Origin of the sequence: Paenibacillus solanacearum (assembly GCF_910593845.1) — a bacterium.
Taxonomy (GTDB): Bacteria; Bacillota; Bacilli; order Paenibacillales; family NBRC-103111; genus Paenibacillus_G; species Paenibacillus_G solanacearum.
The window spans coordinates 47,614-74,425 of sequence record NZ_CAJVAS010000009.1 but is presented as its reverse complement, the minus strand read 5'-3'; the positions used below and the strand labels follow the sequence as shown (position 1 = coordinate 74,425).

Sequence of the window (26,812 nt, the reverse complement as noted above, 5' to 3'; positions counted from 1 at the left end):
TATGGCCGCCCCGGCAAGCAGGAAATCCGGTAGTACGCCGGAGCGGAAGGACAGCCTGACAAGGAGGCGTTACGATTGAGCAGAATTATATCGATTGCAATAGCCGCGGTACTTGTGTTTACGCTGTTGTCCGGCTGCTCCGGCGATGCTTCGGAGCCGGCAAGACGCGCCGGGAACGTTCCGGCGGGGGAATCGCCCCGAGGCGCGGTGAAGATCAAATACGTGGTGCCAGGCGTGGAATCGCGGGACCACATGGAAGTGATGGCCGCCGTGAACAGGAAGCTGGCCGATGACGGTATCGGCGTCGAGGTGGAGCAGCGGTTTATCCCGCCCGACGTCTGGGAGCAAAAAATTAATCTGATGCTCTCCATGGGAGAGGAATTCGATCTGTTTCATATTATGCAGGACCGGGTGCCCTTCTCGACTTATATGGGTAAAGGCGCGCTGGCGGATATTACCGCGTCGGTCGAGAAGTACGGGAGTCATCTGAAGAAGGCCATTCCACAGGACATGTGGGACGGCGCGCAAGCGGAAGGGAAGACGTACACCGTGCCGACGTATTGGGTAGAGATGGCGAGCGAAGGGCAATTCGACATTCGACTCGATATGCTCAGGCAAAATCATCTGGACGTCCCGCGAACGCCGGAACAACTGCTGCAGACGATGCAGGTCGTCATGAACAACTGGAAAGGGAAGCGCAAGCCGTATTTGCCGGTCAAGGGTGATTTTGACCCGATCGCCGTGCATACGACGGTGCTGCACCGCGCTTACGATTCATTCCCGTTCACGGTGAAGGACAAGCTCTTCTACGTGAACCAGTCCGGCGACGTGCTGTCCTGGATCGAGACGCCGGAGTTCCGCAAGGACGCCGAATTTATGCGCAAGGCGTATACGATGGGGCTGCTTCATCCCGATCTGCTCGTCATGAAGCAGGAGCAGGTCAAAGCGCAGCTGGACAGCGGCGAATGGTTCGTATACTTCGGCACGGGCGGAAGCCTCGGCGCGTTGCGGAAGGTAAATCCGGCTGCGGTCAATACAGATGTGGACGCCGTTTATTTTCGCCCCGAGAAGCCTTATTTGCGGCCGCTGACGATCAAAAACTCGAACGCGGTGCCGGTGACGAGCAAGCATGCGGATGAGGCGGTCCGATTCCTGGACTGGATTTATGCGAGTCAGGACAATTACGATCTGATTCAATACGGCTTCGAAGGCAGGCATTACACGACGGACGGCGAACGGGACGTGCAGAAGCTGAAAGGATACAGCGGCTCGGAGACGCAGCTGGGCAATATTCATTTCATTCGCACCAATAAGGTGAGCGGTCTGCCTGCCAACAACCGGGTGCTGTACCAGCCGAACGATCAGGCGCAGAACAGCGTCGCCGCCAATTTCATCTTCGATCCGACGCCGGTCAAGGCGGAATACGCGAACGTCATGTCGGAAGCGGCCGCAAGCGTCACGCCGATCTACATGGGGGTGCTGGCCTACGACGAGGCGTTCCCGGCGGCTCTTGACCGGATGAAGTCAGCCGGTCTGGACCGGGTGGTCGCGGAGTATGTAAGGCAGTTCCGGGAATGGAGAGGGGCATCCGGCAAATCTTCCATAGAAGGACGAGATAGCCAATGAAGCTGCTGGAACAGCAGAAACAATTTGAACGCGAGAAGCGAATTTACGATAGCGTAAAGCTGACGTTCCGCGGGGTGGAGGGATACGATGTATATAATCCTTCCATTCCGTTCGAGTGGAACGGCAAGCTGTATATATACGGCCGGGTCGAACGGAGAGGCGAATGGGCGCGCTCTTGGGTCCGGCTGTTCGAACGGACGGGGCAGGACGAATGGACCCTTGTCCCGGACTCCACGATTTACCAGCTGGAAGATCCGTACGTCAGCGTCGTCGGAGGGCAGCTGGTGCTCGGCGGAACGCATGTGCGTTACAACGGGGGCAAGGTGGATACGTATTTCGGCTATTTTTATAAAGGCGACGACCTCGCCGACATGTACTATTTTACGACAGGACCGCAGCGGATGAAGGACATTCGCCTGGTTGACATGGGCAGCGGCCGGATCGGCGTCTTCTCGCGGCCGCGCGGCGAAGAAACGCGCAGGCGGTACGGCAGCGAGTCGATGATCGGCTTCACCGTCATCGACAGCTTGGAGGCGCTGACCGGCGAGGTCATCGAATCCGCGCCGTATATCACCGGTCTCTTTGGCCCGGACGAATGGGGCGGGTGCAATCAGGCGTACTTGCTGGAGAGCGGGATGATCGGTGTGATCGGGCACAAATGCTGCAAGTGGACGCAGCCGGACGGAGAGGAAATCAAGACGTATACGAACATTTCGTTTGTGTTCGACCCGGCCAAGCACGAGGCGAAGGATTTGAAGCTGATCGGCACCCGGGCATGCTATCCGGACGGGCCGGCCAAAAAGCCGCATCTGACGGATTGCGCCTTCACATCGGGCATCGTCATGCGGGCAGACGGCCGGGCGGATCTGTACAGCGGCATCGGCGACTGCGAAGCGGGAAGAATAACGATCGATTACCCGTTCGAGGGCTGCGGGAAGATCGTCTCCGCCTAAGGAATGAAGGAAGGCCGGTTCCAATCCGGCCGGACAAGCGGGCAGGCAGCGATGGTTCCATCCCCTCCTATGTATGAATAAGCTTAGCCCAAGAACCGTCCGGTCATGGACGGTTCTTGGATTTGAGCGGCGAAGCATCAAGTTTGGATAAATGATGCAGAAACAAAGGGCAGATAAGAAGGAGAAAGTACGTTCGCGTCGAATCAAGTATATGGAAATAGGAGAACCTGTTTCATATGCCCATCCGAGGAGGTTGTTGTGAGATGATTCATTCGATACAGGATTTCGAGCAAAGCTGGAGCGTGGAGAGCGCTTCGACCCAGAAAATACTGGACGCGCTTACGGATGCTTCGCTGGCGCAGGAAGTATCGCCGCAGGACCGGACGCTGGGGCGCATCGCCTGGCATATCGTGACGTCCGTGCACGGCATGGCGTCCCACGCCGGGCTGGCGTTCGAAGCGCCTGACGAAGGGACGGCGGTACCGGCTTCCGCGCAAGTGATCGCGGACAGCTACCGGAAGGCCAGCTCGGCCTTCCTTGAAGCAGTCAAGACGCAATGGACCGACGCTTCGCTGCGCGAGATGCGCAATATGTTCGGCGAGCAATGGCCGAATGGGCTGACGCTCTCGATCATCCTGAGCCACCAGACGCACCATCGCGGACAGATGACGGTGCTGATGCGCCAGGCGGGCCTTGCCGTTCCCGGCGTATACGGCCCTTCCCGCGAAGAATGGGCGCTCATGAATATGGAAGCGCCTGTCGTCTAGCCGTTTATCGGTATCAACAAGAAGCGAGCGCTTCCCGCCAGGGCATGATCCGGCGGGAAGCGCTCGCTTGTTTATACGGCTCAGGAATTTTCGCCGAAGGCGGAACCGGCGGTATACTTCACCGTCCGGTTTTTGCCGCTTCGCTTGGCGGCATACAGCGCGGAGTCGGCGTTGCGGATCGCGTCCTTCGCGCTCGCCGCGCCATCCGGGTAGGCAGCCACGCCAAGCGAGATCGTGACGGGCAGGCCGGTCGGATTGTCTTCGATGCGCAGCTTTTGACGTATTTTTTCCGCTATCCGGAAGGCGGCGTCGATCGGTACATCCGGCAGCAGTACGATGAATTCCTCGCCTCCGGTCCGACAGCAGCAATCTTCCTTGCGCGCCAGCGACACGATGATTTTGGCGAGCAGCTTCAGCACTTCGTCGCCGACGGGATGCCCGTACGAATCGTTGATTTTTTTGAAATCGTCGATATCCATCGCGATGACGGAGAACGGAACGCCATCCTGAACCCATTGCCCCATCCGTGCGTCCATCGTTCGTCGGTTGGCCAGGCCGGTCAGCGAATCGGTCTGCGCTTCGCTGTGCAAGTGCGCTTCCTGCCGCTGGAACGCCTCGATCGCCAGCAGTATCGTTTTATTCAGATGATGCGCTTCGTAGTTCCAATGACTTTCTTTCGGAAAACGATCATACCGTTTGCCGTTCAATAGGTCACGCGCCATATCGGTCAGCGAAGAGAACGGAGCAGCCAGCGTCTTGGCGAGCCATAAGGTGATCAGCCAAAAGACGACGAACAGCGGCAGCGAGTACAGCAGCATATTGCCGATAAGCTTGAGCGAGATAGACTCGATCTCGGAGAGGGGCGTCTGTACGACGATGCCCCAGCCGTTCTCGCTGGAGTTGGCGTAGCCCGCGAGGAACGAGACGCCCTTGGAATTGACGACGAGCTCTTCACCATGCCGCCCCTGCATCAATTTTTCGACAACCGCATTGCCTTTCACATTGTCTCCAAGACGGCTTTGATCGGGGTGGTAAATAATATTGCCGGTGCCGTCGACGACAAATACATAATTTCCGGAATCGCTGTACACATTCGTGCCGAATATGCTGCTGAGCACATTCGGTTCGCGCAAATAAATCGTGCCGCCCAAAAATCCGATGTATTCCCCGCGGTCATTGTAGATCGGGTTCGTCATGAGGACGATCAGGCGATTGGTCGTGCTCATATACGGCCTCGATATGGTCGGCATGCGAAGCTCCAAAGCGGTTTTTACCGCTTCGGAAGTCAGGGACAGCCCCGTATTGCCGGAAGATACCGGCGATATCGCTTGAAGCGTGCCGGCTTTATCCACATAGACGACCGAGTTGAAATAGCCGCTGCTATCGGTAAATAGATTCAGTTGTTTTTGCAATATCTGGGGCTGCTCGACTTCCAGTTGAGCCGCGGTGACGCGAAGGCTGTTTTTCATCGTCAAAAAAAGTGTGTTCATCGTAACAGCCATTTTTTGTGCGCTTTCGTGGTTCATGCCGAGCGTCGTTTCGTAAAGCGAAAGCTTCTCGGCTCGATACGCGGCGAAAATTTGAACCAGCGAAGTTCCGAGTACTGATAAGAATACAAGTCCCGTTAATAAATATACGAGCCGGATTCTTCGTTTGCCTTTATGAAGGATCATCGCTTGTTCTCCCGTCGGGGTTATCTTCTTTGGATAAAGATTCGACATCATTCGCTATTATCCTCTAATATTTTACAGAAATCATGTCGAAACGAACATCTGTCCTCGAATGGCTATTCCATAAAGAGTGTTTGCAAAAACATATTGACAACGGATCGGCGCGGGTGCTACGATCCTAACAAGTTCATGAACATTGGTACCGTTTGAAATGACATGTCGACCAATCCATTGGAGACGTTATCCCTCAGGGGATAGCGTCTTTTTTCGTTCCGACGGCATCGCTGCTACCGCGTACAGGAAGTGCGTCACAAGGAAACGGGGATTTTTTACGGCCTTTATACCAAGTAAACAAATAAGAATAATAAATTATGGAGGCGCGGTTATATGAAAATGACGATAGCGGCCGGTTTGATGATGACGGGGATGATGGTGCCGCTTCTCGGCTGCGGCGGCGAGTCTGCACGGGAGCTGGCGGCAAGCGGCACACAAGACGCCCCTGCGACGATTACCGTATACAAGTCGGGATTGAATTTGACCGATACCGAATTTCAGACATTTTTCGTCGAGCCGGTCCGCAAGAAATACCCGCAGTATACGCTGCGCCTGATCGCAGACGAAAAAGGAGCGACGCCGGAAGAGCTGCTGGCAGCTGGGACGTTCCCCGATATTATTTTTACGAGCAATCCGTCGTATTTCCGCTTTCTCGGGTTGAATGTCGTGCAAAGCCTGGACGATGCCGTCAAAAGAAACGCATTCGATTTGCGCCGGATCCAGCCAGTGATCACGGACTCCATACGGCTGTATTCGGATCAGGGGCAGCTGGTTGCGCTTCCGTTCTCGTTAAACACGGCTGCTTTATTTTATAATAAAGATATCTTCGACAAGTTCGGCCTGGAGTATCCGGGAGAGGGGTTGACATGGGATGAGACGCTTAAGCTCGGCAGGCAGCTGACCCGTTCCGATAACGGGACGAAGTACGTTGGCATCGACCTGACGGAACCGATGAACGTCGCACGGGGGCTGTCGCTGCCCTTAATCGATCCGGCCAGCGGCAAAGCAGCGGTCGGAGGCGAAGCATGGGTTAAAGTGTTCCGGCTGCTGCAGGAATCGTACGGCATTCCGGGTTACATCGGCGAGGGGGACCGGTATGCTTACGGCAATAAAGCGTTCATGCAGGAGCGTAACCTGGCGATGCTGCCGAACTGGCTCGGCGGGCTGATCGGGCCTTTGCACGAGCTGGCGAAGCAGGGGAATCCGCTCAACTGGGATGTTGCGCCGCTGCCGAATTTCCCGGAAGCGCTCGGAACCGGCCGGGAAATCGATATTCATTCGATGATGCTGTCCAAGATTGGCGCACAGCAGGATCAGGCATGGCAAGTTATGAGCTTGATGCTGTCCGACGAAGTGCAGAAGACGGTATCGCGGTCGGGCCGCCAATCGGTTCTCGACAACGCTCAGTTGAACGACGAATTCGGCAAGGAGCTGGACAGCTTGGCCGGCAAGCGGACGGCGAATATATTCAAGACGAAGCCCCGTCTCCTCCACCCGCCGAGCGAGTTCGATAAAGACGTGGCGATCAAACGGATCAACGAAGCGGCCAAAGATGTCGCCGCGGGCCGTGCGGATGTGAACTCGGCATTGCGCAGCGCTGCGGACAATATAGATAAAGAGATCGCCTCCTTGAAAAATACGGACCGGACGCAGACCGGCGCCAAATAAAGCGATTCGCCACGAAAACATTGAATACGCCTACACCTGAAGGAGAGGATGAAGAAGATGTCGAAGCCGAAAATGAACTATTTGTTATTCTTTCCCGATGAAATGCGCGCCGAAAGCTTGGGCTGTTACGGCCATCCGGTTGTCCGGACGCCCCATCTGGACCGTTTGGCCGCAGAGGGGGTGCGCTTCGAGCAGTGCCACGTTCAGCATACGGTATGCACGCCGTCCCGGTGCAGCTTGATGACGGGATGGTATCCGCACACAGCGGGGCACCGGACGCTGTGGCATTTGCTGCGCCCTCATGAGCCGAGCTTGTTCCGCTACTTGAAGGAAGTCGGCTACCGGATCGAATGGTTCGGTAAAAACGATCTGTATTCGCCGGAATACATCCGTGAAATAGTGGGCGAGCCGAATCAAGCGGACGATGCGGGTAAGCACCTGACGGGGCAGGGCGGCCATTTCCGCAAGGATAACCCGCACGCGGCGGACGATCCGGCATATTACAGCTTCTTGTTCGAGCCGAGAGGCGGGGATGAAGCCGGAACGGAAACGGCGGTCAAGATCAAGCAAGCGATCGACTTTTTGCATTCCCCGCAGGCGCAGGAAAGCCCGTTCTTTGTATATTTGCCGACGGCGATGCCGCATCCGCCGTATGCCGCGCCGCAGCCGTACCACGATCTGTACGATCCGGATGCGCTTCCGGAGCTGCGCCCGGCGGAGCTGGAAGGCAAGCCGAGCTTTTACCGGCTCATTCGGGAATACCGGCGGCTGGACCGGGCGGACGACGCGCTGTTGAAAAAAATTCATGCGGTGTACCTCGGCATGATCAGCCATGCGGATCATTGGCTGGGCGAGCTGCTTCGGGCGCTCGAAGAGAGCGGCTTGGCGGAGACGACGACGGTCATCGTCGCTTCGGACCACGGAGATTGGGCCGGCGATTACGGGCTTGTGGAGAAGTGGCCGAGCGGCCTGGACGACACGCTGACGCGAGTGCCGCTCATCATTCGCAGCCCCGGCGGCGCGGCCGGCCATGTCGTGAAGGAGCAGGTCGAGCTGTTCGACATCATGGCGACGGTGCTGGACCTTTCCGGCATCCCGGCTGCGCATAATCATTTCGCGCAATCGCTTGTGCCGCAGCTGCAAGGGGAGGCGGGCGACCCGGACCGGGCCGTATTCGCCGAAGGCGGCTACGATACGCGGGAGCCGCACTGCTTCGAAGGCGATCCGCAGCGGATGTTCGGCGGCATCGCACGGGATAAGGGCCATATTTATTACCCGAAGGGCAAGCAGCAGCAGGATCATCCGGAGAGCGTATGCCGCGCTTCGATGATCCGAACGGCGGACTACAAGCTCGTTCGCCGGACTGCGGATACGAATGAGCTGTACGATCTGCACCGCGACCCGCGGGAGCTGGACAACGTGTACGGCAAGGAAGCGTATGGCCAGGTGCAGGCGCAGCTTGAATCCCGGCTGCTCGACTGGTATATTCATACGTCGGATGTCGTTCCGACAAACGAAGATCCGCGCGGATTTCCGAGCGGCCTGGAGAGAGGATAAGGTCGAACAGCCTCCCGCTTCCACGTCATTGTGGCTGCAGGAGGCTGTTTGGCGTGGTACGGGGAGGCGGATCTGCATCAAGACAAAGATTTGAAATTTTTGCCCGATTCGGACGTTGATCTGTAAAGATTATCGGCAACATGTACTTTATAATGGAAATACCTTGCCGAGCGGCGGCGCAACGGATGCCCGATGCAGGCCGCTGGCCCTCGCTGCATTGGAAAAGATGAAAGGGCTTGCAAGGGATTTCAATGATGTGACGAATAGGGGCGGTCTTGTGATAGAAACATCTAAGCAAGGGCTGCGCGCGCTTCGCGCAGCCAAATGGATCGGCGCGCTGCTCGCGTTCTGCTTGACGGCGTCGGCATGCCAAGGCACGGTCACGCAGGAAACCGGGAGCGCGGCCGGCGGGCCGAAGGAGCCGCTGCACATCGTCAAGGCGGAGGCAGTCGGCGCAAGCAAGGTCGAGGTGACGTTCAGCGGCAAGCTGGCGAGCTTCGATCCGAAAGATATTTCGCTCGTGGGAGCGGCAGGCACGTGGAGCGAGCTTGACCCGAAGCTGACCCGGTTTTTGACGGTCCGGCAAACAAGCACACGGGCTGATGCGGACAACCGCACAGTTGCCGTCTTCGACATCGAGCAGCAGCTGAACGCCGATGCGACCCTCCCGAGGCCGGAGGTCAAGGATCCGCGGAAAATTGCGCTGCTAACCGCCAAATACTATACCGGCAGCGAAGCCGCCGACCGGAAGCGCGCGGACAACCTGCTCACGTGGCAGACGGCCGAGGGCGGTTGGGACAAGGCGCTGGAGGAGCGCAGCAGACAGCCGTGGAGCAGCGGGCCGAAATCGACGTGGCACTCGAAAAGCGGCGGCGACCTCGGGACGATCGACAACGATGGGACGACGAACGAGCTCCTGTTTTTGTCTCTGATGTACAAGGAGACCCAAGAGGCGAAATATAAAGAATCGGTTCGCAAGGGCGTCGATTTCTTGCTGAACATGCAGTATCCGAGCGGAGGCTGGCCGCAAGTGTATCCCGCTAGAGGCAATTATTCCGACGATGTCACGTTTAACGATAACGCGATGATGCACGTCGTGGAGGTACTGCAGTTCATCGGGCAGAGCCAGTATCCGTTCGATACGGATGTGATCGATGCCGAGCGGAAGAGCCGCATTCAGAAGTCGCTGGACCGCGCCACCGAGTACATCTTGAAATCGCAGATCCGAGCTGGCGACGTGTTGACAGCCTGGTGCGCGCAGCATGATCCGGTCACGTACGAGCCGCGCAAAGGCAGAGATTACGAGCATCCTTCTATCTCGGGCTCGGAGTCGGCGGCCATCGTCAAATACTTGATGTCGATCCCGAACCCTCCGGAGGCGGTGCGCAAGTCGATCGATGCGGCGCTGCAATGGTTTGAGGCGGCGCGGGTCAAAGATACGAAGTGGGAGAAGACGGCCGGCGGCAACAACTTCGTACCGGCGGCGAACAGCTCCGTGTGGTACCGGTTCTACGAAATCGGCACGAACAAGGGAATGTTCTCCGGCCGGGACGGCGTCATCAAGTACAGCGTCATGGAGATCGAGGACGAACGCCGCAACGGGTACGCTTGGGGCGGAACGTGGCCGCTGCCGCTGCTCAATGTGGCCAAATCAACGGGATACTACGAGAATCGCGTCTACGCCCGGGTCGTCGCCGAAAATTCCAAAGACGCCGGCGGCCAGACGCTGCGGATGGGAGAACTGAAAGTCGTCGGGAAGCCGGATACAACGAAATAATGCGATCAGACATGCTGGCGGCAGCACAGGAAGCAAGAACAGGAAGGGGTTTCGTCATGATGAATGACAGAATCCCTTCGTTTTTTTGCCGCATGCGCAAGAGGGGATCGTGCGCTGATTCCAAGGCGGCACAAAAGTTTTTTGCAAAGTTGTTGACAAACAAGCGGCGGTGGTGCTACCATTCCCTATATAAAATCCGATAATGCATATAGGAATTAACGAATTTAATGTGCAGTTGACCGGACCGCCGGAGACGCGCTTCCCTTAGTGGAGCTGCGTCTTTTTTTTGTATTACTTGCTCGAAGGGGAAGGAGACATCCGATGGCTTACGTGTTGGAAAGAAAGACAGCGGACAGGAAGCCGCAGCCTGTGCATTATCGGACGCGCAGGCAGCTATGGTGCTTATTGTTCATTGCGCCGCAGCTCGTTTTATTTTTACTGTTCACGTTGTATCCGATCATCATGAGTTATGTGTACGCCTTTTTCAATTGGAGCGGTTTCGGCCCGCTCCGGGATTACGTCGGTTTCGCCAACTTCAAGGAGACACTGCTGGATCCGATCTTCTGGAATGCGTTCCGCAACAGCTTGACGTTCATGCTGTACGTCGTCCTCATTCAGGTGCCGCTGGCGCTGCTGATGGCGCTGCTGCTCAATGCCGGCTGGCTGCGGGGAAAGGCCTTTTACCGCATGATCTACTTCTTGCCGGTCGTCACGACGACGGCGGTTGTCGGTCTGGTGATGCGGTTTATATTCGGCGCTTATAAAGGGCTCGTCAACGAGGTGCTGATGCGGATCGGACTGCTGAGCGCTCCCGTCGATTGGCTCGGATCGGTCGATACGGCGTTTCTGGTCGTTGTGCTGGTAGGCATATGGAAAAGCTTCGGGATGAAGCTGATTTATTGGCTGGCCGGTATTCAATCGCTGCCGAAGGATGTGTTCGAGGCAGCGAAAATCGACGGAGCCGGCCCGCTGCAAATGCTGCGCTACGTTACGATTCCGCTGCTGCTGCCGGTCGGGAGTGTGATCTTGCTCATGTCGTCGGTCAATGCGCTGCATGTGTTCGATCTCGTCAAAGCGATGACGGACGGGGGACCGGCGTTCAAGACCGATATGGTCGACGTGTATATATACCGCTATGCTTTTTCCGGCAAAGGCGAAGCGCGGGTCGGGTTCGCCTCGGCGGCTGGCGTCTTGTACGGTATCGTCGTCATGCTCATCTCGCTCGCGCTCGGCTTGCTCGTTAAGCTGGCGGGGGGACGCAAGGCCGGCAAAACCCAAGGGGAGGGAACAACATGACCAAACAACGCGCCAAACGTTCGCCGCTGATCCTTCTCGTCCATCTGCTGCTGATCGGGCTCGGGCTCGTCTGGATTTATCCGTTTATATGGATGATGATGGCTTCATTCAAAACAAACAAAGAATATATCAGCTCAGGCTTATCGCTATTGCCGGAAAAGTTTCAGTTCGCTAACTTCCACAGGGCATGGGAAACGGCGCATTTCTCCGTTTACTTCTGGAATACGGTGTTCGTTACGGTGGCGGTCGTCACGATCGTGATCGTCGTCTGCTCGATGGCGGGTTATGCGGTCGGAAGGTACCGCTTCAAGGGCAGGCTGTTCTTTATTACGGCCATCACCGCCACCATGTTCATGCCCAAAGGCTATACGATCATTCCCATCTATACGCTGGTCAATCAGCTCGGTTTGAACAATACGCTGTGGGGCGTCATTTTGGCCGAGGCCGGAGGGGGGCACGTGCTGTTTATTTTACTGTTCGTCGCCTATTTCCGCGGCTTGCCCAAGGAGTTGGAAGAGTCGGCAGAGGTGGACGGGAGCGGCTTTATCCGGACGTTCGTCCAAATTATGCTGCCGCTTTCCAAGCCGATTATCGCCACGACCGCGATCATGCAGTTTATGTTCACCTGGAACGCGTTCCTGATGCCGCTCGTCTTTACGCTGGGGAAGCCGAAGCTGCGTACGCTCGGGGTCGGCATGTTTCAATTCGTTGGGGAGAATACGCTCGACTGGACGGGAATGGCGGCGGCGGCCAGCATTTCGCTGATACCGATCTTAATCGTATTTCTGCTGTTGCAAAAATATTTTATCGAAGGCGTCGCCGGTGCGGTAAAAGCATAACAGACACAAAACGAATCATGCGGAGGTATGGAGAGAGTATGAATAACAACTGGAAAACATCGGTTATGGCAGGTATGATCGGCGCAGCTCTGCTGATCGCGGCGGGCTGCTCGGGTTCTGCGGATGGGAACGGCGCAGCGGCCGGAGATGGGAAAGAAGCGCTGATCACGTTGTGGGGCCTCAGCGACTTTTTGAAAGGGGATGAAAGTCCCGGACAGCAGATGGTCAAAGAGTTCAACGAGAAATATAAAGGGAAGATTCGCGTAGAGGCCCGCTTTATGCCGGCTGCGGAGTACAATACGGCGATTCAGGCGGCGATATCCTCGGGCGATATGCCGGATATATATCAGACGCCGTCGAGCTCGGATATTCGCGCATTCGTGGCGAACGGGCACGTTCTTCCGTTCGACGGGCTCGTGTCGGACGGCTGGAAGAACCGCTTTTTCCCGGGAAGCTTCGTGGAAGGCGTCAACGTGATCGACGGAAAAACGTACAGCTGGCCGCTTACAGGCCCGCAGCTCGGTTCGATTTTGTATTACAACAAGGACGTGTTGAAGCAGGCGGGACTCGATCCGGAGAAGCCGCCGAAAACGTGGGACGAGCTGAGGGACATGTCGAAGACGATAACGGCCAAAGGAAAAGGCGACGTCTACGGCGTCGTGTTCGGCGGCGGCGAATCCGGCGGCAGCTCCGGCGTCGTGAACTTCGTCAACGCTTTGGCGGCGGGGGTGTCTCCTGAGGTAGCCGGCGGCTTCAATTACAAATCCGGCCAATACGCCTATGATTCCAAGGCGACGCTCGATTCGTTCGATTTTCTGCTTAAGCTGAAGCAGGACGGCAGCATTTTGCCTTCGTCGTTTACGCTGAAAGGGGCGGAAGCCGGGATCCTGTTCGGCCAAGGGAAGGCGGCGTTTCTCATCGACGGCAGGGCGCGGATGTGGATCGTCAAGCGCGATACGCCGGAAGCGAGCTTCGGCCTCGCCCAAGTGCCGACGCCGGATGGCAGCAAGCCGACGTACTACTACGTCCCGGTCAACCCGACCGGCTATATGATTTCGTCGAAGACGAAGTACCCGAAGGAAGTCGGAATTTTTCTCGAGAATGGGTTCACGGCCCCGATGTTCTACGAGCGCTATCTGAAAAGCGGCGTGGCGCTGACGCCGATCGACAGTATCAATAACAATAAGGCGCTGTATCCTTATCCCGAGTTCAATACGTTCATGCAGCTTCATAAAGATTTATTGAGGGTGAGACCGGATTATGCGGTGCGGAATGCGCAAACCGCCAAAGTCATCGTGGAGCTAGGTTCGCTCGATCAGCCGAAGGTGAAGCCAGGCTTCAACGATATACTGCAATCGGTGCTGTCCGGGGCGCAAAAGGATGCGGCCGGTTCGCTCAAAGCGTATAACGACAAGCTAAACAAAGGACTGGAGGAAGCGGTGACCAAAGTAAAAGCGGCCGGCGGCAGCGTCAGTCTGAACGATTTCAAATTTCCGAACTGGGACCCGAAGAAAGACTATACGGCGGACGACTACAAAGCGTTGAAATAAACAGGGATTGACGGAAGGAGACCGTTCGATGAGCAAGCCGAATATCGTATTTATCGTATCCGACCAGCATCGGGGCGACTTTATGGGCAGCGCGGGCAACCGCGTCGTCCGTACGCCGAACCTCGACCATCTGGCAGAAGGAGGGGTGCGGTTTACGAATGCGTACTGCAACGCGCCGCTTTGCGTCCCGTCCCGCATGTCGATGCTGACGGGACGTTACCCGCATCAGACCGGCGTGTTCGCCAACAGCGACCACTTGGCGTCGGACATTCCGACGTTTGTGCACGGCCTTGGCCTCGGCGGCTATGAGACGGTGCTGTGCGGTCGCATGCACTTCGTCGGGCCTGATCAGCGGCACGGGTACGAGCGCCGGCTCGTCGGCGATATAACGCCGACGTATTTGGGAGGGCCGTCTACGGCGTACGGCGACTTGAAGGGGACCTCCGGCCAAGGCTTGCGCTCCATCGTGACGGCTGGGCCCGGGAACAGTCCCGTGATCCATTACGACGAGCAGGTGACGCAGGCGTATGAACAATACGTATCCGAGCGCTCAAGCGATGCGAAGAGGCCTTTGTTCATCACGGTCGGGCTGTATGGCCCGCATCACCCGTTCATCAGCCCGCGGGAGCAGTACGAGCAGGCGGTTCAGGCCATGAAGGTGAACGACACGCCGATGCCTCCCGACTCGCTCCCGCGCCATCCTTGGCTGGAGCATTGGTTCCGCCGGCTTGAGGCGGAGCAAATAACGCCGGAGCTGCAGTTCGAGGCAAGGGCCAACTATATCGGTCTCGTGAACCGGCTCGATCAGTTGGTCGGGAGAATCGTCGAAGCGTCGGCGGCGCTGCCGGGCGACACCTGGATCGTCTACGTATCCGATCACGGAGAGATGGCGGGAGACAAGGGCATGTTCTGGAAGCGCAGCTTCTATGAAGGCGCATTGCGCGTACCGATGATCTGGCATCCGCTGCGGCTCGGCGGTTCGGACGTAATCGTCAAGGGCGCAGCGATCGATACGCCGGTTAGTCTCGTCGACCTGGCACCGACCTTCCTCGCAGCGACGCAATCGCCGGCGCCGTCCTCCTTGGCCGGGAACGACTTGTCACCGCTGCTGTTCGGCGACGATCGGGCAGGCACGGTGTGGGAGCAGGAACCGCCGGTGTTCGTCGAGCTGCTGACGCCGCAGGACTCCGCGATCCGCATGGTCCGGCAGGGCGATTACAAGCTGATTTACTTCCATAATTATCCGCCGGTGCAGTTGTTCGATCTTCGGAGCGATCCTCAGGAGACGACGAATTTGGCGGAGCGCGAAGAGTACCGGGATCTTGTGCAGCGGCTGACCGGACTTGTGCTGCAGGGCTGGGACCCGGATTCGCTGATCTCATCTTCATTGCAGCGGCATGCGGATCAGGCCCTGCTCGCCCAATGGGGCAAACAAATCGGTCTGGAGCGGCATGAGGTATGGAATCCGGAGATTCGAGGCGCTCAAGAACACGGCGCTGCGCATCGGGAAATCGCAGGGGCGAAGGAGGGGGCTTGACCGTGGCGGAACATGTACATCAGCATTCCTGCTGCTCCGTCGGACGTCATCGTCATATAAATGAAGGAATGGAAGCCGAGCCGGCGGCTGCTGCCGAGATTCAACGGCTTAACGGGGAAGAGCTTCAGCGCAATCTTGAAGCTTCGCCCTCCCGAGTAACCGACGCTGGCATCGCTGAGAGTCCAGCGCCGTCGATGGCGTATGTTGCCGGCGGCACCTTCCTTATGGGCACCGACGATGCGGAAGGCTTTCCGGCCGACGGCGAAGGACCGGTCCGCGAGGTGGAGCTTTCCCCGTTCTACGTCGATACAACGACGGTGACCAACGCCGAATTCGCGGATTTCGTGCAGGATACGGGATACGTGACCGAGGCGGAACGCTTCGGATGGTCTTATGTGTTTCATTTGTTTGTGCCGGACGCCGTGCGCAAGGCGGATGCCGCAAGCGTTCTCGGCATCCCCTGGTGGCTCGGCGTCCAAGGGGCAAGCTGGCGGCAGCCGGAGGGCGAGGGCTCGCGCATCAAGGAGCGGATGGACCATCCGGTTATCCATGTGTCGTGGAACGATGCCTCCGCGTATTGCGAGTGGGCGGGCAAGCGGCTGCCGACGGAAGCGGAGTGGGAATACGCCGCCCGCGGCGGACTGGTGCAGAAGCGGTATCCGTGGGGCGATTTGCTGAAACCGGGCGACGAGTACTTGTGCAACATATGGCAAGGGAAGTTCCCGGACAAAAATAACGCGAGCGACGGCTACATCGGCACGGCACCGGCGCGTTCGTTTCCTCCGAACGGTTATGGCTTGTACAACGTGGTGGGCAACGTCTGGGAATGGTGCGCCGACTGGTTTAGCCCGAAACCGGCGGCAGCGGCCGGCTCGGCGAGCAACCCGAAAGGCCCGGGCAGCGGCACGAATCGCGTCATGCGGGGCGGATCGTATTTGTGCCACAAGTCGTACTGCAACCGGTACCGGGTGGCGGCGCGCAGCTCCAATACGCCGGACAGCTCAACCGGCAATCTTGGCTTCCGCTGCGCGCGGGATGCGTAAGAGTTATGCTCCATGTTATTACATGGATAGACGGATTGATGTAAAATAATAGCAAACGGGTAGAGGAGAGTGTACGGGTCATGGCGAAAAGAAATACACAACCGAATGTCATCGTCTTTTTTACCGATCAACAGCGCTGGGATACGACCGGCGCGCACGGCAACCCGCTCGGTCTCACTCCCAATTTCGACCGTATGGCGGCCACCGGCACGCACTTGTACCATTCTTTTACATGCCAGCCGGTGTGCGGACCTGCCCGGTCCGCGCTGCAAACCGGACTGTACCCTACGACGACGGGCTGCTTCCGCAATTCGATCCCGCTGCCGGAAGGGACGAAGACGCTGGCGCATTATTTCCGCGAAGCCGGCTATAAGACGGGGTACATCGGCAAATGGCATCTGGCCGGCGAGAACCCGGTCACCGAGCCGAAACGGGGCGGCTACGAGTATTGGCTGGCCTCCAATGCGCTGGAACGAACGTCGGATGCGTACGATACCGTCGTGTTTGATAACGACAACGAGCGCGTAAAGCTGCCCGGCTACCGGGTGGATGCGTTGACGGATGCGGCGATCCGCTATGTGGACCGCCATCAGGACGAGCCGTTCTTCCTGTTCGTTTCGTACCTGGAGCCGCATCACCAAAACCACCGGGACGATTATCCGGCACCCGACGTTTATGCGAACGCTTTCACAAGCCGGTGGACGCCGCCGGATTTGGCGGCCCTCGGCGGGACGAGCGCACAGCATCTGGACGGCTACTACGGCATGGTGAAGCGCCTCGACGAAGCGCTCGGCCGCGTGTTCGACGCCTTGAAAAGCCTTGCGCTGACAGACGATACGATCGTATTGTTCACTTCCGATCACGGCAACCATTTCAAGACGCGCAACGGCGAGTATAAGCGCTCATGCCACGAGAGCTCGATCCGCGTGCCGACCGCGTTCACCGGGCCGGGCTTTACGAGCCGCGGGCAAATCCGCGAGCTGGTCAGCTTGATCGACCTGCCGCCGACGCTGCTTGACGCTGCCGGCCTGCCGGTGCCCGCGTCGATGCAGGGCCGATCCATTTTGCCGCTGCTCCGCCGCGAAACGGCCGATTGGCCGGAAGACGTGTTCGTGCAGATCAGCGAAGCGCAGACCGGGCGCGCGATTCGCACGCAGCGGTGGAAATATTCGGTGTCGGCGCCGGATTCCACCCGCAACAGCGCTTCGTCCGACACGTACGCGGAGGAGTTTCTGTACGATCTGCAGGCCGATCCGTACGAGCTGACGAACTTGATCGGCTATCAGTCACACCAGTCGACCGCCGACGTGCTCAGGCAGCGGCTGCTGCGGCGCATGGCCGAAGCGGGAGAGGCCCCGGCGGAAATTATTGCCGCGGAGGAGAAGAAGAGCGGTCAGCGCCGCGTAACGGAGCAAGAGACGCGCCATTAGACCCTATCGCCATCAGGCGATCCGATAAGGAGGAATACCGAATGAGCAACAGCATCGTATTCATGTCCGACGAGCATAACCCGCGTTACTCCGCAGTGTACGGTCATCCCTTCCTGCACACGCCGAACTTGGAGCGGCTTGCGGCGGAAGGCACCGTGTACGAGAACGCGTATTGCCCCTCGCCGCTCTGCTCGCCGAGCCGATCCGCCTTTATGGCAGGCTTGCGCGTGCACGAGCTGCAGACGTACAGCAACTGCAACGTCGGGCTGCGGACCGACTTCCCGACTTACGGCAAGGTGCTGCGCGATCAAGGCGTACATACCGCCCACTTCGGCAAAACGCATGTATACGACGCGGGCCAGCGGCTTGGCTTCTCGGAAATTCATCACAGCAAAGACCAGAAGAAGCCCGGCGATACGAACTTCAGCCGCAAGCCGCTTGCGATCCGCAAAGACGCTGCGCAGCGGGCGGATGGCTACGGCGTGAAGGAGACCGCCTTCGACGGAGACTTGAAAGTAATCAATGACGCGCTCCAGTGGCTGCGCGAAGTGGCCCCGACGTTGGAACAGCCGTGGTGCTTGACCATTAACGTGCTCAATCCGCATTTCCCGCAGTGGAACACGCAGGATTATTGGGATTTGTATCCCGAGGGCGGCGATCTTCCCCGCTATGGGAAGGAAGAAGCGAGCGCCAACCATCCGTATGCGCGCGATTTGCGGGCACATTTCGAAACGGATTTATTTACCGAAGAGCAGGTGCGCGGGCTGCGAAGAGGCTACTTGGGCAATGTGGCGTTTATCGACGACCAGATCGGAAGACTGCTCGACGTGTTGCAAGAAAATGGGCTCAAAGACAGCACGAATGTCATTTACACTTCGGATCATGGGGAGATGCTGGGCAAGTTCGGCATGTGGTGGAAATGCTCGCTGTACGAGGATTCGGTTCGCGTGCCGTGCATAGCGGCCGGTCCCGACTTTGCGAAGGGCAAACGAGTGGAGACGCCGGTCGATACGCATGACGTGCAGGCTTCGCTGTTTTACTCCGCAGGCGCCGCACGACCGGAGCATTGGGCCGGAGAGCCGCTGCAAACGGTGAGCGAGCAGGACGAGGATCGGGTCGTATTCTCGGAATATCACGGGCATGGCACAAGATCGGGAGCTTACCTGATTCGCAAAGGAGACTGGAAGCTGATCTATTATGCCGAAGCGCCGCATCAGCTGTTCCATCTGCGGAATGACCCGGAAGAGCTGAACAATGTGTTCGCGTCTTATCCGGAGAAAGCGGCCGAGCTGGAAGAGGAGCTTCGCCGCATTTGCTCGCCGGAGCAGGAGGATGCACGGGCGCATCAGTTCCAGCAGGAGCAGCTGCGTCAGTTGCGGGAGAGCGATAAAGACGGCTCTGTGGCGACCTTGTAAAGGTTGATTCGTATCGGGATGAATGTGAAAATATTAAAACAAACCGCGGCAATCGTCCGCGGTTTGTATTGTATTTATGTCTCGCCGTTATTAATCACATGATTCGACTCTACGCTGTACCCAAGATCTATTCCTTATTGCCCTTCTCCTGCAGCATCCGCAAGTAATCGTCGAGACGGTCGAATCGTTCCTCCCACATGCGGCGAAAAGATTCCATCCATTCATCCAATTCGACGAGCGGCTCTGGCCGCAGCCGGTAAATGCGCCGGTTGGCATCCGGCTCTACTTCGACAAGCCCGGATTCGCTTAGTACGCGAAGATGCTTGGAAGCTTGCGGCTGACGAAGTCCAAGCGCGTTGGCGATTTCTCCTACCGTAAGCGGTCCGTTGCGCAAAAGCTCGACAATGTGCAAGCGATTGGGCTCGGCAAGCGCGCTCAAAGTTGTTAATTTCCCGCCCATACGCATTTCTCCCTTCATACCTTTAAATATACATAATATGGAATATTCCTGTCAAGGTATATTGACGTGTCCCGATATGGATTATAATTCATTTTGGCCATTTAATAAACGTCGGTTAATTCAAAGCGTATCTTACAAATGGAAGTCATTATGTTTACCAAAAAGCGTAGACGGTAGGAACGCGCGGATGTAGAGCTAGTGGGAGGCTGCCATGAAAAAGAAGTTTGCCGATGATCCGGGATGGTTCCGAATCTATGAGAAGCGTTATGCGCAAATGTATCTTGAGGAAGGGGCGTTTATGGGCCATATTTCCTTGCTGACGTTAGATAAAGTCGAAGAGCCCGTATGCGTCAAGTATGGCGACAGCCATCTTTGCATTGCTGATGACGATTACAAATGGTTCATGTACTTCCCTGTACACCGCAATTACGCGGTGACGGCATCCATAGATAACCATGACAACGTTATCCAATGGTATATCGATATCATTAAAGATATGGGGTTCACCGAAACAGGCATTCCTTATATCGAGGATCTTTATTTGGATATTGTGTATTTGCCGGACGGGCGCATCTATGTATTGGATGAAACGGAGTTGGAGGAAGCCTATGAAAAGGGAGCCGTCTCCGCATCGGATTACGTGACGGCCAAAGGTACAGCTGCGGAATTAGTAAATCAGCTCAAGGAACGAAACCATTACCTGATTGCTGATACGCTGAAACATTGTACATTGCTAAAAAATAAACTGATGTAATAGCTTGCCAAGATCTTGGAGCAGAGAGGGAGCATCCAGATCAATCACCCCGAGTACATGTACCAATTATGCATCGAGTATCCTCGTGCCAACGGTCGGGAATGCTGCTCATCTTCCACGTAAGCTGACGTATACTTCTTCCCCGGAACAATCCTATAGCGCGCTCCGCAATATCACCGCTCGGGCCAGATTCATATTTCATCTTCCCAATAGGCGTACGAAATAGCATTCATTGGAAAAAATGATTATAAACAACAGAACAATTTCGTTATAGTTTTACAGCAATAATGAAATGTTTGGATGCGGATTCTTTTTTTATAATCGAAAGTACAGCGGCTGGCATACAAACAAGGGAGACTGAGTAAATGTAGCTTCGATATGTTTACGGGGAGGATTGTATAGTGGAACGGGAGCGCGATCGGAAAGAACCGGCCCTTTTGAGCCGAAGAACATTTTTCACAGGCTTAGGCGCGGCAGGCATCGGGTTGCTTGCGGGGAGCAGCTTGACGGGGATGGGGAGCGCAGCGGCCGGGCAGAGCGTGAGCGAAGCGGTTTACGGCAATACCGGCGACCTGCCGGCGAACTGCTGCATCGAGTATAACGTGAAGGACAAGGGAGCGAAGGCGGATTACTTTCTCGCTGATGGAACGGTCAATCCGAATCCGACGAACAATGCGCTGCCGTTCCAGCAGACGTTCGATGCGATTGAAGCGGGAGGCGCAGTCTACATTCCTGCCGGAGCGTATTACATGACGGGCAATGTAACGGTTAGCGGGAAGCACGTGGCGTTGATCGCCGAGGGGGTGCGCCTGTTCGGCGGCGGAACGTTTCTGTTCGATGCGCCGGCGGGTGCGGCGGGGACGGCAAGCAATGTGACGGCAGGGGATTTCCGGTTGACAACGGCCGTATCCGCGGCGGCTGGAGATTTCCTCGAAATTGCGGGCACGATTGGGCATTCGCTTTATACGCCGAGCCGCTATACGGCGACGCGTTTGATCGCGAAGGTGGTTGCTGCTGCCGGAGGCGTTGTGACGCTCGACCGGAACATTCTGTTCAACTTGACCGGAGTGACGGTTACCCGAATCACCCGCCCGTACACGCTGCACGTTTCGGAGGGACTGTCGCTTCACTCCGTCGGCATTTCCGTCAGCCGTTGCATCGGCGGATCGGTAAGCGTTTCCATGACGGGTGTACGGGGATCGTCCAGCCCGGGCATCGCCGTATCGAAGTGCTGTGATCTGCGCTTGCAGGTACAGGCGGCTGACTTGCTGTCGACGCACACGGCCGTGCTGCTGGACAGCAACAATATCAGGCTTGACGTCACCGCCGCTAGGTGCGGCCAAACCGACGGATCGTCCGTGAAAGTCATTCGAGCCAACGGCATTCAAAATGTCGCCATCGACGCGCTGTGCATCAGCAGCTTGACGGGCGACAGCACGATCTATGGAAGCCGGAACGTACGGCTCCATATCGACTCCATCGGCAGCGGACGCTACAACCGGGAAACGAACGTTACGGGCGGCAATCGGCTGGAGGCGGTACAATTTTCGGAGTGCAGCGATGTCACGGTCACCGGAAGCTTGAGCGAGGTGGATGATCAGGCGATCGAGTTTCTTTCCGTTGAACGCGGCGTTATTCAAGCCAAGATCAGCACGCTGCCCGGCTGCACGGAGGGCGCCATCGTCATTAAGGGGAAATCCAAAGACGTCGATATCGTGAACCCGGTCATCCGCTGCTGGAATCCATACGGCATCAAGTTCGAATATGTCGACGGGATGCAGGGCTACCACCGAGTGATCCAGCCGGACATTGTCAATTTGAACGACACGTCCAACACGGGCATCTTTATCAGAGACGCGCAGGCGGCGCTGGACGCGAACGTGACCGTACTCGGCGGGGTTATTCAGGCGAATACGCCATTCATCGTAAACCCGAATCATAACAAAGTGACGATAAAAGATACGATCATCGAGTGCAAGGGCGGATACGGCGTGCAAATGAACGGCGATTACGGCGTCGTCGATAACGTGACCGTCACCGGCACGACCAACCGGGCGATTGTCGTGAACGGAGCGAATACGACCGTATCCAGGGTTCGCTCGCACTCGCTTGTGTATATTCGAAGCGGGGTGCGGCCAAGCTTCTCGATCGGCAACTACAGAGGCAACGATGTAAGCCAAATTTATTTCGATCAGGGCAGTTGGCATATTCGCGCCAGCCAAGGGAGGTACGAGGCGCTGTCCGCGCCTGCGGAATATGCCTGGAGCGCAGGAGACGTGCTGTATAACCAGGCTCCCATCGAAACTGGGACATCCGGCAGTAGATATATCGTCACCGGCTGGATCTGCACGGTCTCCGGAACGCCAGGCGTATGGTCGGAGCTAAGGCCGCCGACCGGCAATTAAACGAAATCGAATCCTTTCGCGCTCGATTGTCTATATTTGGTGCGGAACTGCTTCGGCGTCATTTCCAGATGTTTTTTGAAAACCATGCCGAAATACGGGGAGCTGTTGAAGCCGATCTTCATGGCGATATCCGAGATGGTCAGATCCGAATGGGTAAGCAGTCTCTTGGCGTGGTGGATGCGCGTGTACAAGATGAATTTGCTGATCGTATCACCGGTCGTCTTTTTGAACAAATGGCACAAGTAGTAAGGGGTTATGAAAAACATTTTCGCCAGCTCGTCAAGCGAGACGTCTTCGGCATAATGTTCGGATAAATAGTTGATGACGTTTTCCACAATGGCGTTGGAGGAGCTGGACGTCGCCTTGGAATCCGGTTCTTTGCCGGAATGAAGCAGCCGGTAAATTTCGAAGAGCAGCCGGTTCAAATAAACGGAGAGCATTTGGTCGAAGCCGTACTCCCGGGTGGAGTATTCCTCATGCATGCGCGACAAAATCGCGGAGATATACGAATGCTCCTTGGCATTCAAGCGGATGTGCATTTTATCCGGATGGCGCGCCCGATCGAACATGTCCAGCCACTTCTTTTTGGTGCTGGACTGCAGAAACTCCGGCAGGAAGTTAATGACGGTTCGGGTATACTTCTGCCCTTGGACGATAATCGGCTTATGAATCTCGTTCTCTCCGATCAGAAAAACATGAACTCCGTCAATCGGGTAGATTCGGCTATCCGTCAAAAAATTGCCCGAGCCTTCGTGGACAATGTACAGTTCATAGCCGTTGTGGGAATGATAATTCATCCTAAAATGAAAGTCGGTCCAGCGATGTTTAATAAAGAAAGGCAAATCCTTCAAATCGTTGTTCACCATGCTGTCGATAAAAGGTTCCGAATCATGAATGTTCATCACGAACCTCCTTCTATGACCTCCAGCAGCGCAATGGTCATAAAAATGAATTTGTAATTGCAGGCTAAGCTGCTTGCAGGATGAGCGTTTTTCACTTTAGTTTCATCATAAACGAATGTACCGGTGTTCTGGAAGCGTTTTATCGGGATATGAACCATTTTTTTAATATACCAATCGGGAGGGTTCGATATGACCTATATAAACAAGAACGGGTTTGCGCTGTTGACGAGTCTGCTGACGTTGGCATTAGGGGCGACTGGCTGCGCGCAAGGAGGCCCGGCGGGCGGGAACGGCAATGCGGCGGATCCGGGTAAAAACGAGCCGGCGGCGATGAGTACGGAACCGGTCACGCTTACGGTGTTCAACACAAGCATGGGCGATGAATTGTTCAAAACCGCGTTCGAAGAGCCGATCAAGAAAAAATATCCGTTTATTACGATTCAGGTCATAAAACGGGCGAAAGGATCAATGATCGAAGACCTTGTGGCGGCAGGTAATGTGCCGGACATTTTATTTCTCGACAGCGGTGCGGATATTATTACGTACAAGGATCTGGACGTTCCTTATGACATGACCCCGCTCGCCAAAAAGTACAACTTCGACCTGAGCCGAATCGACCCGGCTGTGCTCGATGATATGAAAACGTACGCCGGTGCGGGCAATGAAGGGAAACTGCTTGCATTGCCGCGTTCGATCAATGTGGAGGCGCTCTTTTACAACAAAGATATATTCGATAAATTCGGCGTGCCGTATCCGAAGGACGGTATGACTTGGGACGATGCGGTCGAGCTGGCCAAAAAGGTAACGAAGCTGGTGGACGGCGTGCAGTATCGCGGCATCGGCATAAACGACAACATCTTGATCCCGTACAACCAGCTGTCGCTGCCGCTTCTCGATGCGAACGATAATGCCGCGGTCAACACCGAACAATGGAAAAACTGGTTCGGCACGATGAAGCGGATCTACGAAATGGACGGCGGCAAGCTCGCTTCGCAAGATTACGGCAAAGCGGCGCAGTTTTATTTGAAGGACAAAACGCTGGCGATGTTCGCCTCGACGACGATCTTCGGGTCGCTGCCCGAAGCGGTCAAAGGCGGCCTCAATTGGGATGTGGTCACGGTGCCGACCTTCAAGGAAGCTCCGGGACGAACGATCCAAATGTTCGCGCCCGGCATGGCGATCTCCAAAACAAGCAAGTACAAGGAGCAGGCGTTCCAGGCGATCGCGCATATTTTATCCGATGAAGTACAGACGGCGGAGATTAAGCAGGGCAGAATGACCGTGCTCAAAAACCAGGAGATCAAGAAGGAGTACGGAAAGGAAAACCCGATACTGGAAGGCAAAAACCGAGAAGCGTTGATCAAGAACCAGCTCGCGCCGACGAGAAAGCCGGTCTCCAAATACGAATCCGTTGCCGCAGCCGTTATGCAGGCGAAATTCAAGGATGTCGTCGTGAACGACAAAGACGTCAACACCGCATTAAGAGAAGCGCAAGAGGAAATCAATCAGCAGATTGCCAAGCTGAAGGTGAAATAGTGCCTAATCGTCCGTGCCGCGGAAAAGAGGAGAGTGAAAAAGCATGCTGGCAACCAAGCTTGTAACGAACGGTCACACTGGCCGCACGTTCCATTCTGTCGGGGATGAACGGTCCCATACAGCTCACGGGTATTTCACCGCATCTTCGTGGAGAAGCAACAGCCGCGACCTGATCGTATCGGCGAACGTGAATCCGGATACGCACCGGTGCCGGTTCGTGCTGTACAATACGGAAACGGGCGGGAGCAAAGCGCTGGCTGAGAACGTGCCGTACGGGGCGGGAACATCCGCGTCCGACGATCGCTACTACTACTGCGTCGGCAACAAAATTCTTGCTGTCGATTTTGAACGCGCTCATGTAAGTGAAGTATGCAAGGTGGATGAAGAGATGAAACTGATCGGTCCCGTTTCGATCTCAAGCGATGGCAAGACCGTATCGGTGATCGGCAGCAAGGAGGATCATACGCTCGTATTGTCCGTCGACGTCCCGACCGGCCGATGGCGCATCGCGATCGATCCGAAGTTCGCCCAGCCGTTTCCGGCGGCGAGCCACGCCTTGGTAAATCCGGTGTATACGGATCTCATCTTTTATGCGCATGAAGGGATGACCGAGCGCATCCCGGACCGAATCTGGGTTGTCGATGCGAGAAAGGGAGAGGCGGTCAATCTGTTTAAGCAAATGCTGCTGGACGACGGCACTGTCGGCGAGTGCGTAGGCCACGAGATGTGGTCCTATGACGGCGAACGATTGTATTTCGTCAAATACGGCGTCAGTCCGCTTGCGCCGAAAGGCATTTACTATGTCACGAAGGACGGGAAGCGGTGGGGCTGCATCAATAGCGAGCACGTCCATTGGCACGCCGCCGTTAGCTCCGACGGGCGCTGGGCGGTGTCGGATACGGGACCCGGCGGGACGCGAAGCCGGATCGTGCTGACCGACGTGCATAGCGGCAAGTCCGCCGTGCTGTGCGAGATCGACCGCTGGAAGCATCATCCTGGTCATCCGCATCCGTCGTTCAGTCCCGACAGCAGCAAGGTGACGTTTACTTATGAAGATGAAAGCGGGTATTTGCGGGTCGGCTGCATGGACGTCAGCGACGTGCTGTAAAAGCGCGGTGGGGCATGGTTGTTTACAGTTCATTATAACCATTAAATACCTATGCAATGGATATAGATGATGGTAGTATGGTTTCGATCGAACGGCCTGATCGGCTGCGTCACGAAAGCTTGCCCTGGGGACGTCATTTCCCAAGGCTTATTTTTTTTCAAAACAAGTGATTACCGAAAGAACGAAGGAGTGTATGTTATGGACACTGCGCTGCCGCTTGGCCTTATCCAAGCATTGGAACGGCATTACGAAATGGAGAAGATCATTGAAGCGTATCGTTTGGAGGGAGGCTGGTGGAATGACGTATTTGCCGTACGTACCGAAAATCGCAAGTATGTCGTACGCGTGAGACACCGAACCACCCTTATCGAAAGCTTGCATTACGAGCATGCGCTGTTGTCCTTTATGAGCAAGCGCATCGAAGAAGTTCCATTTGGGACTAGCTGCTAAAGGCGAGCCGTGGGA

At 56.3% G+C, this 26,812-nt stretch carries 21 protein-coding genes; 18 read left to right on the top strand and 3 right to left on the bottom strand.

Going from position 1 to position 26,812, the window contains the following annotated elements:
- The first annotated feature begins 75 nt into the window (after window positions 1-75).
- The 3 genes from KXG62_RS12350 to KXG62_RS12340 all read left to right on the top strand — a co-directional run bounded on the left by KXG62_RS12350 (window position 76) and on the right by KXG62_RS12340 (window position 3,346).
- Window positions 76-1,626: an extracellular solute-binding protein gene (locus KXG62_RS12350; RefSeq protein ID WP_218092279.1), complete on the top strand. Its 1,551-nt coding sequence runs from the start codon at window positions 76-78 to the stop codon at window positions 1,624-1,626.
- Complete coding sequence (locus KXG62_RS12345) at window positions 1,623-2,579, top strand: MTP-1 family protein (RefSeq protein ID WP_218092278.1); 957 nt, start codon at window positions 1,623-1,625, stop codon at window positions 2,577-2,579. Before KXG62_RS12350 ends, KXG62_RS12345 begins: the two co-directional genes overlap by 4 nt.
- 263 nt (window positions 2,580-2,842) lie before the next feature.
- On the top strand, window positions 2,843-3,346 hold the full coding sequence (locus tag KXG62_RS12340) for a DinB family protein (protein ID WP_218092277.1): 504 nt from the start codon (window positions 2,843-2,845) through the stop codon (window positions 3,344-3,346).
- Window positions 3,347-3,426: 80 nt separating this feature from the next.
- Here KXG62_RS12340 and KXG62_RS12335 read toward each other — a convergent pair whose 3' ends face one another.
- Window positions 3,427-5,019, bottom strand: a complete 1,593-nt coding sequence (locus KXG62_RS12335) for a sensor domain-containing diguanylate cyclase (RefSeq protein ID WP_218092276.1) — start codon at window positions 5,017-5,019, stop codon at window positions 3,427-3,429.
- Between the two features lie 384 nt (window positions 5,020-5,403).
- On the opposite strand from KXG62_RS12335, the gene KXG62_RS12330 reads away from it, so the two are divergent.
- The 10 genes from KXG62_RS12330 to KXG62_RS12285 all read left to right on the top strand — a co-directional run bounded on the left by KXG62_RS12330 (window position 5,404) and on the right by KXG62_RS12285 (window position 19,182).
- Window positions 5,404-6,738, top strand: coding sequence for an ABC transporter substrate-binding protein (locus KXG62_RS12330; protein WP_218092275.1), 1,335 nt, complete (start codon window positions 5,404-5,406; stop codon window positions 6,736-6,738).
- A gap of 57 nt (window positions 6,739-6,795) precedes the next feature.
- Window positions 6,796-8,295, top strand: a complete 1,500-nt coding sequence (locus tag KXG62_RS12325) for a sulfatase family protein (protein WP_218092274.1) — start codon at window positions 6,796-6,798, stop codon at window positions 8,293-8,295.
- A 277-nt stretch (window positions 8,296-8,572) separates the two neighbouring features.
- The gene (gene pelA, locus KXG62_RS12320; protein ID WP_218092273.1) at window positions 8,573-10,072 is read left to right on the top strand and encodes a pectate lyase; all 1,500 of its coding nucleotides are present in this window, start codon (window positions 8,573-8,575) and stop codon (window positions 10,070-10,072) included.
- A 321-nt stretch (window positions 10,073-10,393) separates the two neighbouring features.
- Entirely contained in the window at window positions 10,394-11,368 is a 975-nt protein-coding gene (locus KXG62_RS12315) for a carbohydrate ABC transporter permease (protein ID WP_218092272.1), read from the top strand.
- On the top strand, window positions 11,365-12,207 hold the full coding sequence (locus KXG62_RS12310) for a carbohydrate ABC transporter permease (protein ID WP_218092271.1): 843 nt from the start codon (window positions 11,365-11,367) through the stop codon (window positions 12,205-12,207). The genes KXG62_RS12315 and KXG62_RS12310 overlap by 4 nt, the downstream gene beginning before the upstream one ends.
- Window positions 12,208-12,245: 38 nt before the next feature.
- Window positions 12,246-13,757, top strand: coding sequence for an ABC transporter substrate-binding protein (locus KXG62_RS12305; RefSeq protein WP_218092270.1), 1,512 nt, complete (start codon window positions 12,246-12,248; stop codon window positions 13,755-13,757).
- Between the two features lie 28 nt (window positions 13,758-13,785).
- Complete coding sequence (locus KXG62_RS12300) at window positions 13,786-15,294, top strand: sulfatase family protein (protein WP_218092269.1); 1,509 nt, start codon at window positions 13,786-13,788, stop codon at window positions 15,292-15,294.
- A gap of 2 nt (window positions 15,295-15,296) precedes the next feature.
- Entirely contained in the window at window positions 15,297-16,337 is a 1,041-nt protein-coding gene (locus KXG62_RS12295; protein ID WP_246627411.1) for a formylglycine-generating enzyme family protein, read from the top strand.
- A gap of 80 nt (window positions 16,338-16,417) precedes the next feature.
- Entirely contained in the window at window positions 16,418-17,767 is a 1,350-nt protein-coding gene (locus tag KXG62_RS12290) for a sulfatase family protein (RefSeq protein ID WP_218092268.1), read from the top strand.
- Window positions 17,768-17,808: 41 nt separating this feature from the next.
- Window positions 17,809-19,182 (top strand): sulfatase family protein, encoded by a 1,374-nt coding sequence (locus KXG62_RS12285; RefSeq protein ID WP_218092267.1) that lies wholly within the window; start codon window positions 17,809-17,811, stop codon window positions 19,180-19,182.
- Between the two features lie 127 nt (window positions 19,183-19,309).
- On the opposite strand, the gene KXG62_RS12280 is transcribed toward KXG62_RS12285, so the two are convergent.
- Window positions 19,310-19,642: an ArsR/SmtB family transcription factor gene (locus tag KXG62_RS12280; protein WP_425517343.1), complete on the bottom strand. Its 333-nt coding sequence runs from the start codon at window positions 19,640-19,642 to the stop codon at window positions 19,310-19,312.
- A 211-nt stretch (window positions 19,643-19,853) separates the two neighbouring features.
- On the opposite strand from KXG62_RS12280, the gene KXG62_RS12275 reads away from it, so the two are divergent.
- Window positions 19,854-20,396: a ribonuclease FAU-1 family protein gene (locus KXG62_RS12275; RefSeq protein ID WP_218092265.1), complete on the top strand. Its 543-nt coding sequence runs from the start codon at window positions 19,854-19,856 to the stop codon at window positions 20,394-20,396.
- Between the two features lie 401 nt (window positions 20,397-20,797).
- Window positions 20,798-22,801: a hypothetical protein gene (locus tag KXG62_RS12270; protein ID WP_218092264.1), complete on the top strand. Its 2,004-nt coding sequence runs from the start codon at window positions 20,798-20,800 to the stop codon at window positions 22,799-22,801.
- Here the strand turns inward: KXG62_RS12270 and KXG62_RS12265 are convergent.
- Window positions 22,798-23,703 carry an AraC family transcriptional regulator gene (locus KXG62_RS12265; protein WP_218092263.1) on the bottom strand — a complete coding sequence of 302 codons (906 nt, stop codon included), beginning with the start codon at window positions 23,701-23,703 and terminating at the stop codon, window positions 22,798-22,800. The genes KXG62_RS12270 and KXG62_RS12265 overlap by 4 nt on opposite strands.
- Before the next feature lie 189 nt (window positions 23,704-23,892).
- On the opposite strand from KXG62_RS12265, the gene KXG62_RS12260 reads away from it, so the two are divergent.
- The 3 genes from KXG62_RS12260 to KXG62_RS12250 all read left to right on the top strand — a co-directional run bounded on the left by KXG62_RS12260 (window position 23,893) and on the right by KXG62_RS12250 (window position 26,797).
- A complete protein-coding gene (locus tag KXG62_RS12260; protein ID WP_218092262.1) occupies window positions 23,893-25,239 on the top strand; it encodes an ABC transporter substrate-binding protein in 1,347 nt (448 codons plus the stop codon).
- A 43-nt stretch (window positions 25,240-25,282) separates the two neighbouring features.
- Window positions 25,283-26,347, top strand: coding sequence for a TolB family protein (locus KXG62_RS12255; protein WP_218092261.1), 1,065 nt, complete (start codon window positions 25,283-25,285; stop codon window positions 26,345-26,347).
- A gap of 198 nt (window positions 26,348-26,545) precedes the next feature.
- Window positions 26,546-26,797 (top strand): phosphotransferase, encoded by a 252-nt coding sequence (locus tag KXG62_RS12250; protein ID WP_218092260.1) that lies wholly within the window; start codon window positions 26,546-26,548, stop codon window positions 26,795-26,797.
- Window positions 26,798-26,812: the final 15 nt, after the last annotated feature.

Coding starts and splice junctions, on each gene's coding strand:
- KXG62_RS12345 (WP_218092278.1), top strand. CDS start 1,623: ATGAAGCTGCTGGAACAGCAGAAACAATTTGAACGCGAGAAGCGAATT.
- KXG62_RS12340 (WP_218092277.1), top strand. CDS start 2,843: ATGATTCATTCGATACAGGATTTCGAGCAAAGCTGGAGCGTGGAGAGC.
- KXG62_RS12335 (WP_218092276.1), bottom strand. CDS start 5,019: ATGATCCTTCATAAAGGCAAACGAAGAATCCGGCTCGTATATTTATTA.
- KXG62_RS12330 (WP_218092275.1), top strand. CDS start 5,404: ATGAAAATGACGATAGCGGCCGGTTTGATGATGACGGGGATGATGGTG.
- KXG62_RS12325 (WP_218092274.1), top strand. CDS start 6,796: ATGTCGAAGCCGAAAATGAACTATTTGTTATTCTTTCCCGATGAAATG.
- KXG62_RS12315 (WP_218092272.1), top strand. CDS start 10,394: ATGGCTTACGTGTTGGAAAGAAAGACAGCGGACAGGAAGCCGCAGCCT.
- KXG62_RS12310 (WP_218092271.1), top strand. CDS start 11,365: ATGACCAAACAACGCGCCAAACGTTCGCCGCTGATCCTTCTCGTCCAT.
- KXG62_RS12305 (WP_218092270.1), top strand. CDS start 12,246: ATGAATAACAACTGGAAAACATCGGTTATGGCAGGTATGATCGGCGCA.
- KXG62_RS12300 (WP_218092269.1), top strand. CDS start 13,786: ATGAGCAAGCCGAATATCGTATTTATCGTATCCGACCAGCATCGGGGC.
- KXG62_RS12290 (WP_218092268.1), top strand. CDS start 16,418: ATGGCGAAAAGAAATACACAACCGAATGTCATCGTCTTTTTTACCGAT.
- KXG62_RS12285 (WP_218092267.1), top strand. CDS start 17,809: ATGAGCAACAGCATCGTATTCATGTCCGACGAGCATAACCCGCGTTAC.
- KXG62_RS12280 (WP_425517343.1), bottom strand. CDS start 19,642: ATGGGCGGGAAATTAACAACTTTGAGCGCGCTTGCCGAGCCCAATCGC.
- KXG62_RS12275 (WP_218092265.1), top strand. CDS start 19,854: ATGAAAAAGAAGTTTGCCGATGATCCGGGATGGTTCCGAATCTATGAG.
- KXG62_RS12265 (WP_218092263.1), bottom strand. CDS start 23,703: ATGAACATTCATGATTCGGAACCTTTTATCGACAGCATGGTGAACAAC.
- KXG62_RS12260 (WP_218092262.1), top strand. CDS start 23,893: ATGACCTATATAAACAAGAACGGGTTTGCGCTGTTGACGAGTCTGCTG.
- KXG62_RS12255 (WP_218092261.1), top strand. CDS start 25,283: ATGCTGGCAACCAAGCTTGTAACGAACGGTCACACTGGCCGCACGTTC.
- KXG62_RS12250 (WP_218092260.1), top strand. CDS start 26,546: ATGGACACTGCGCTGCCGCTTGGCCTTATCCAAGCATTGGAACGGCAT.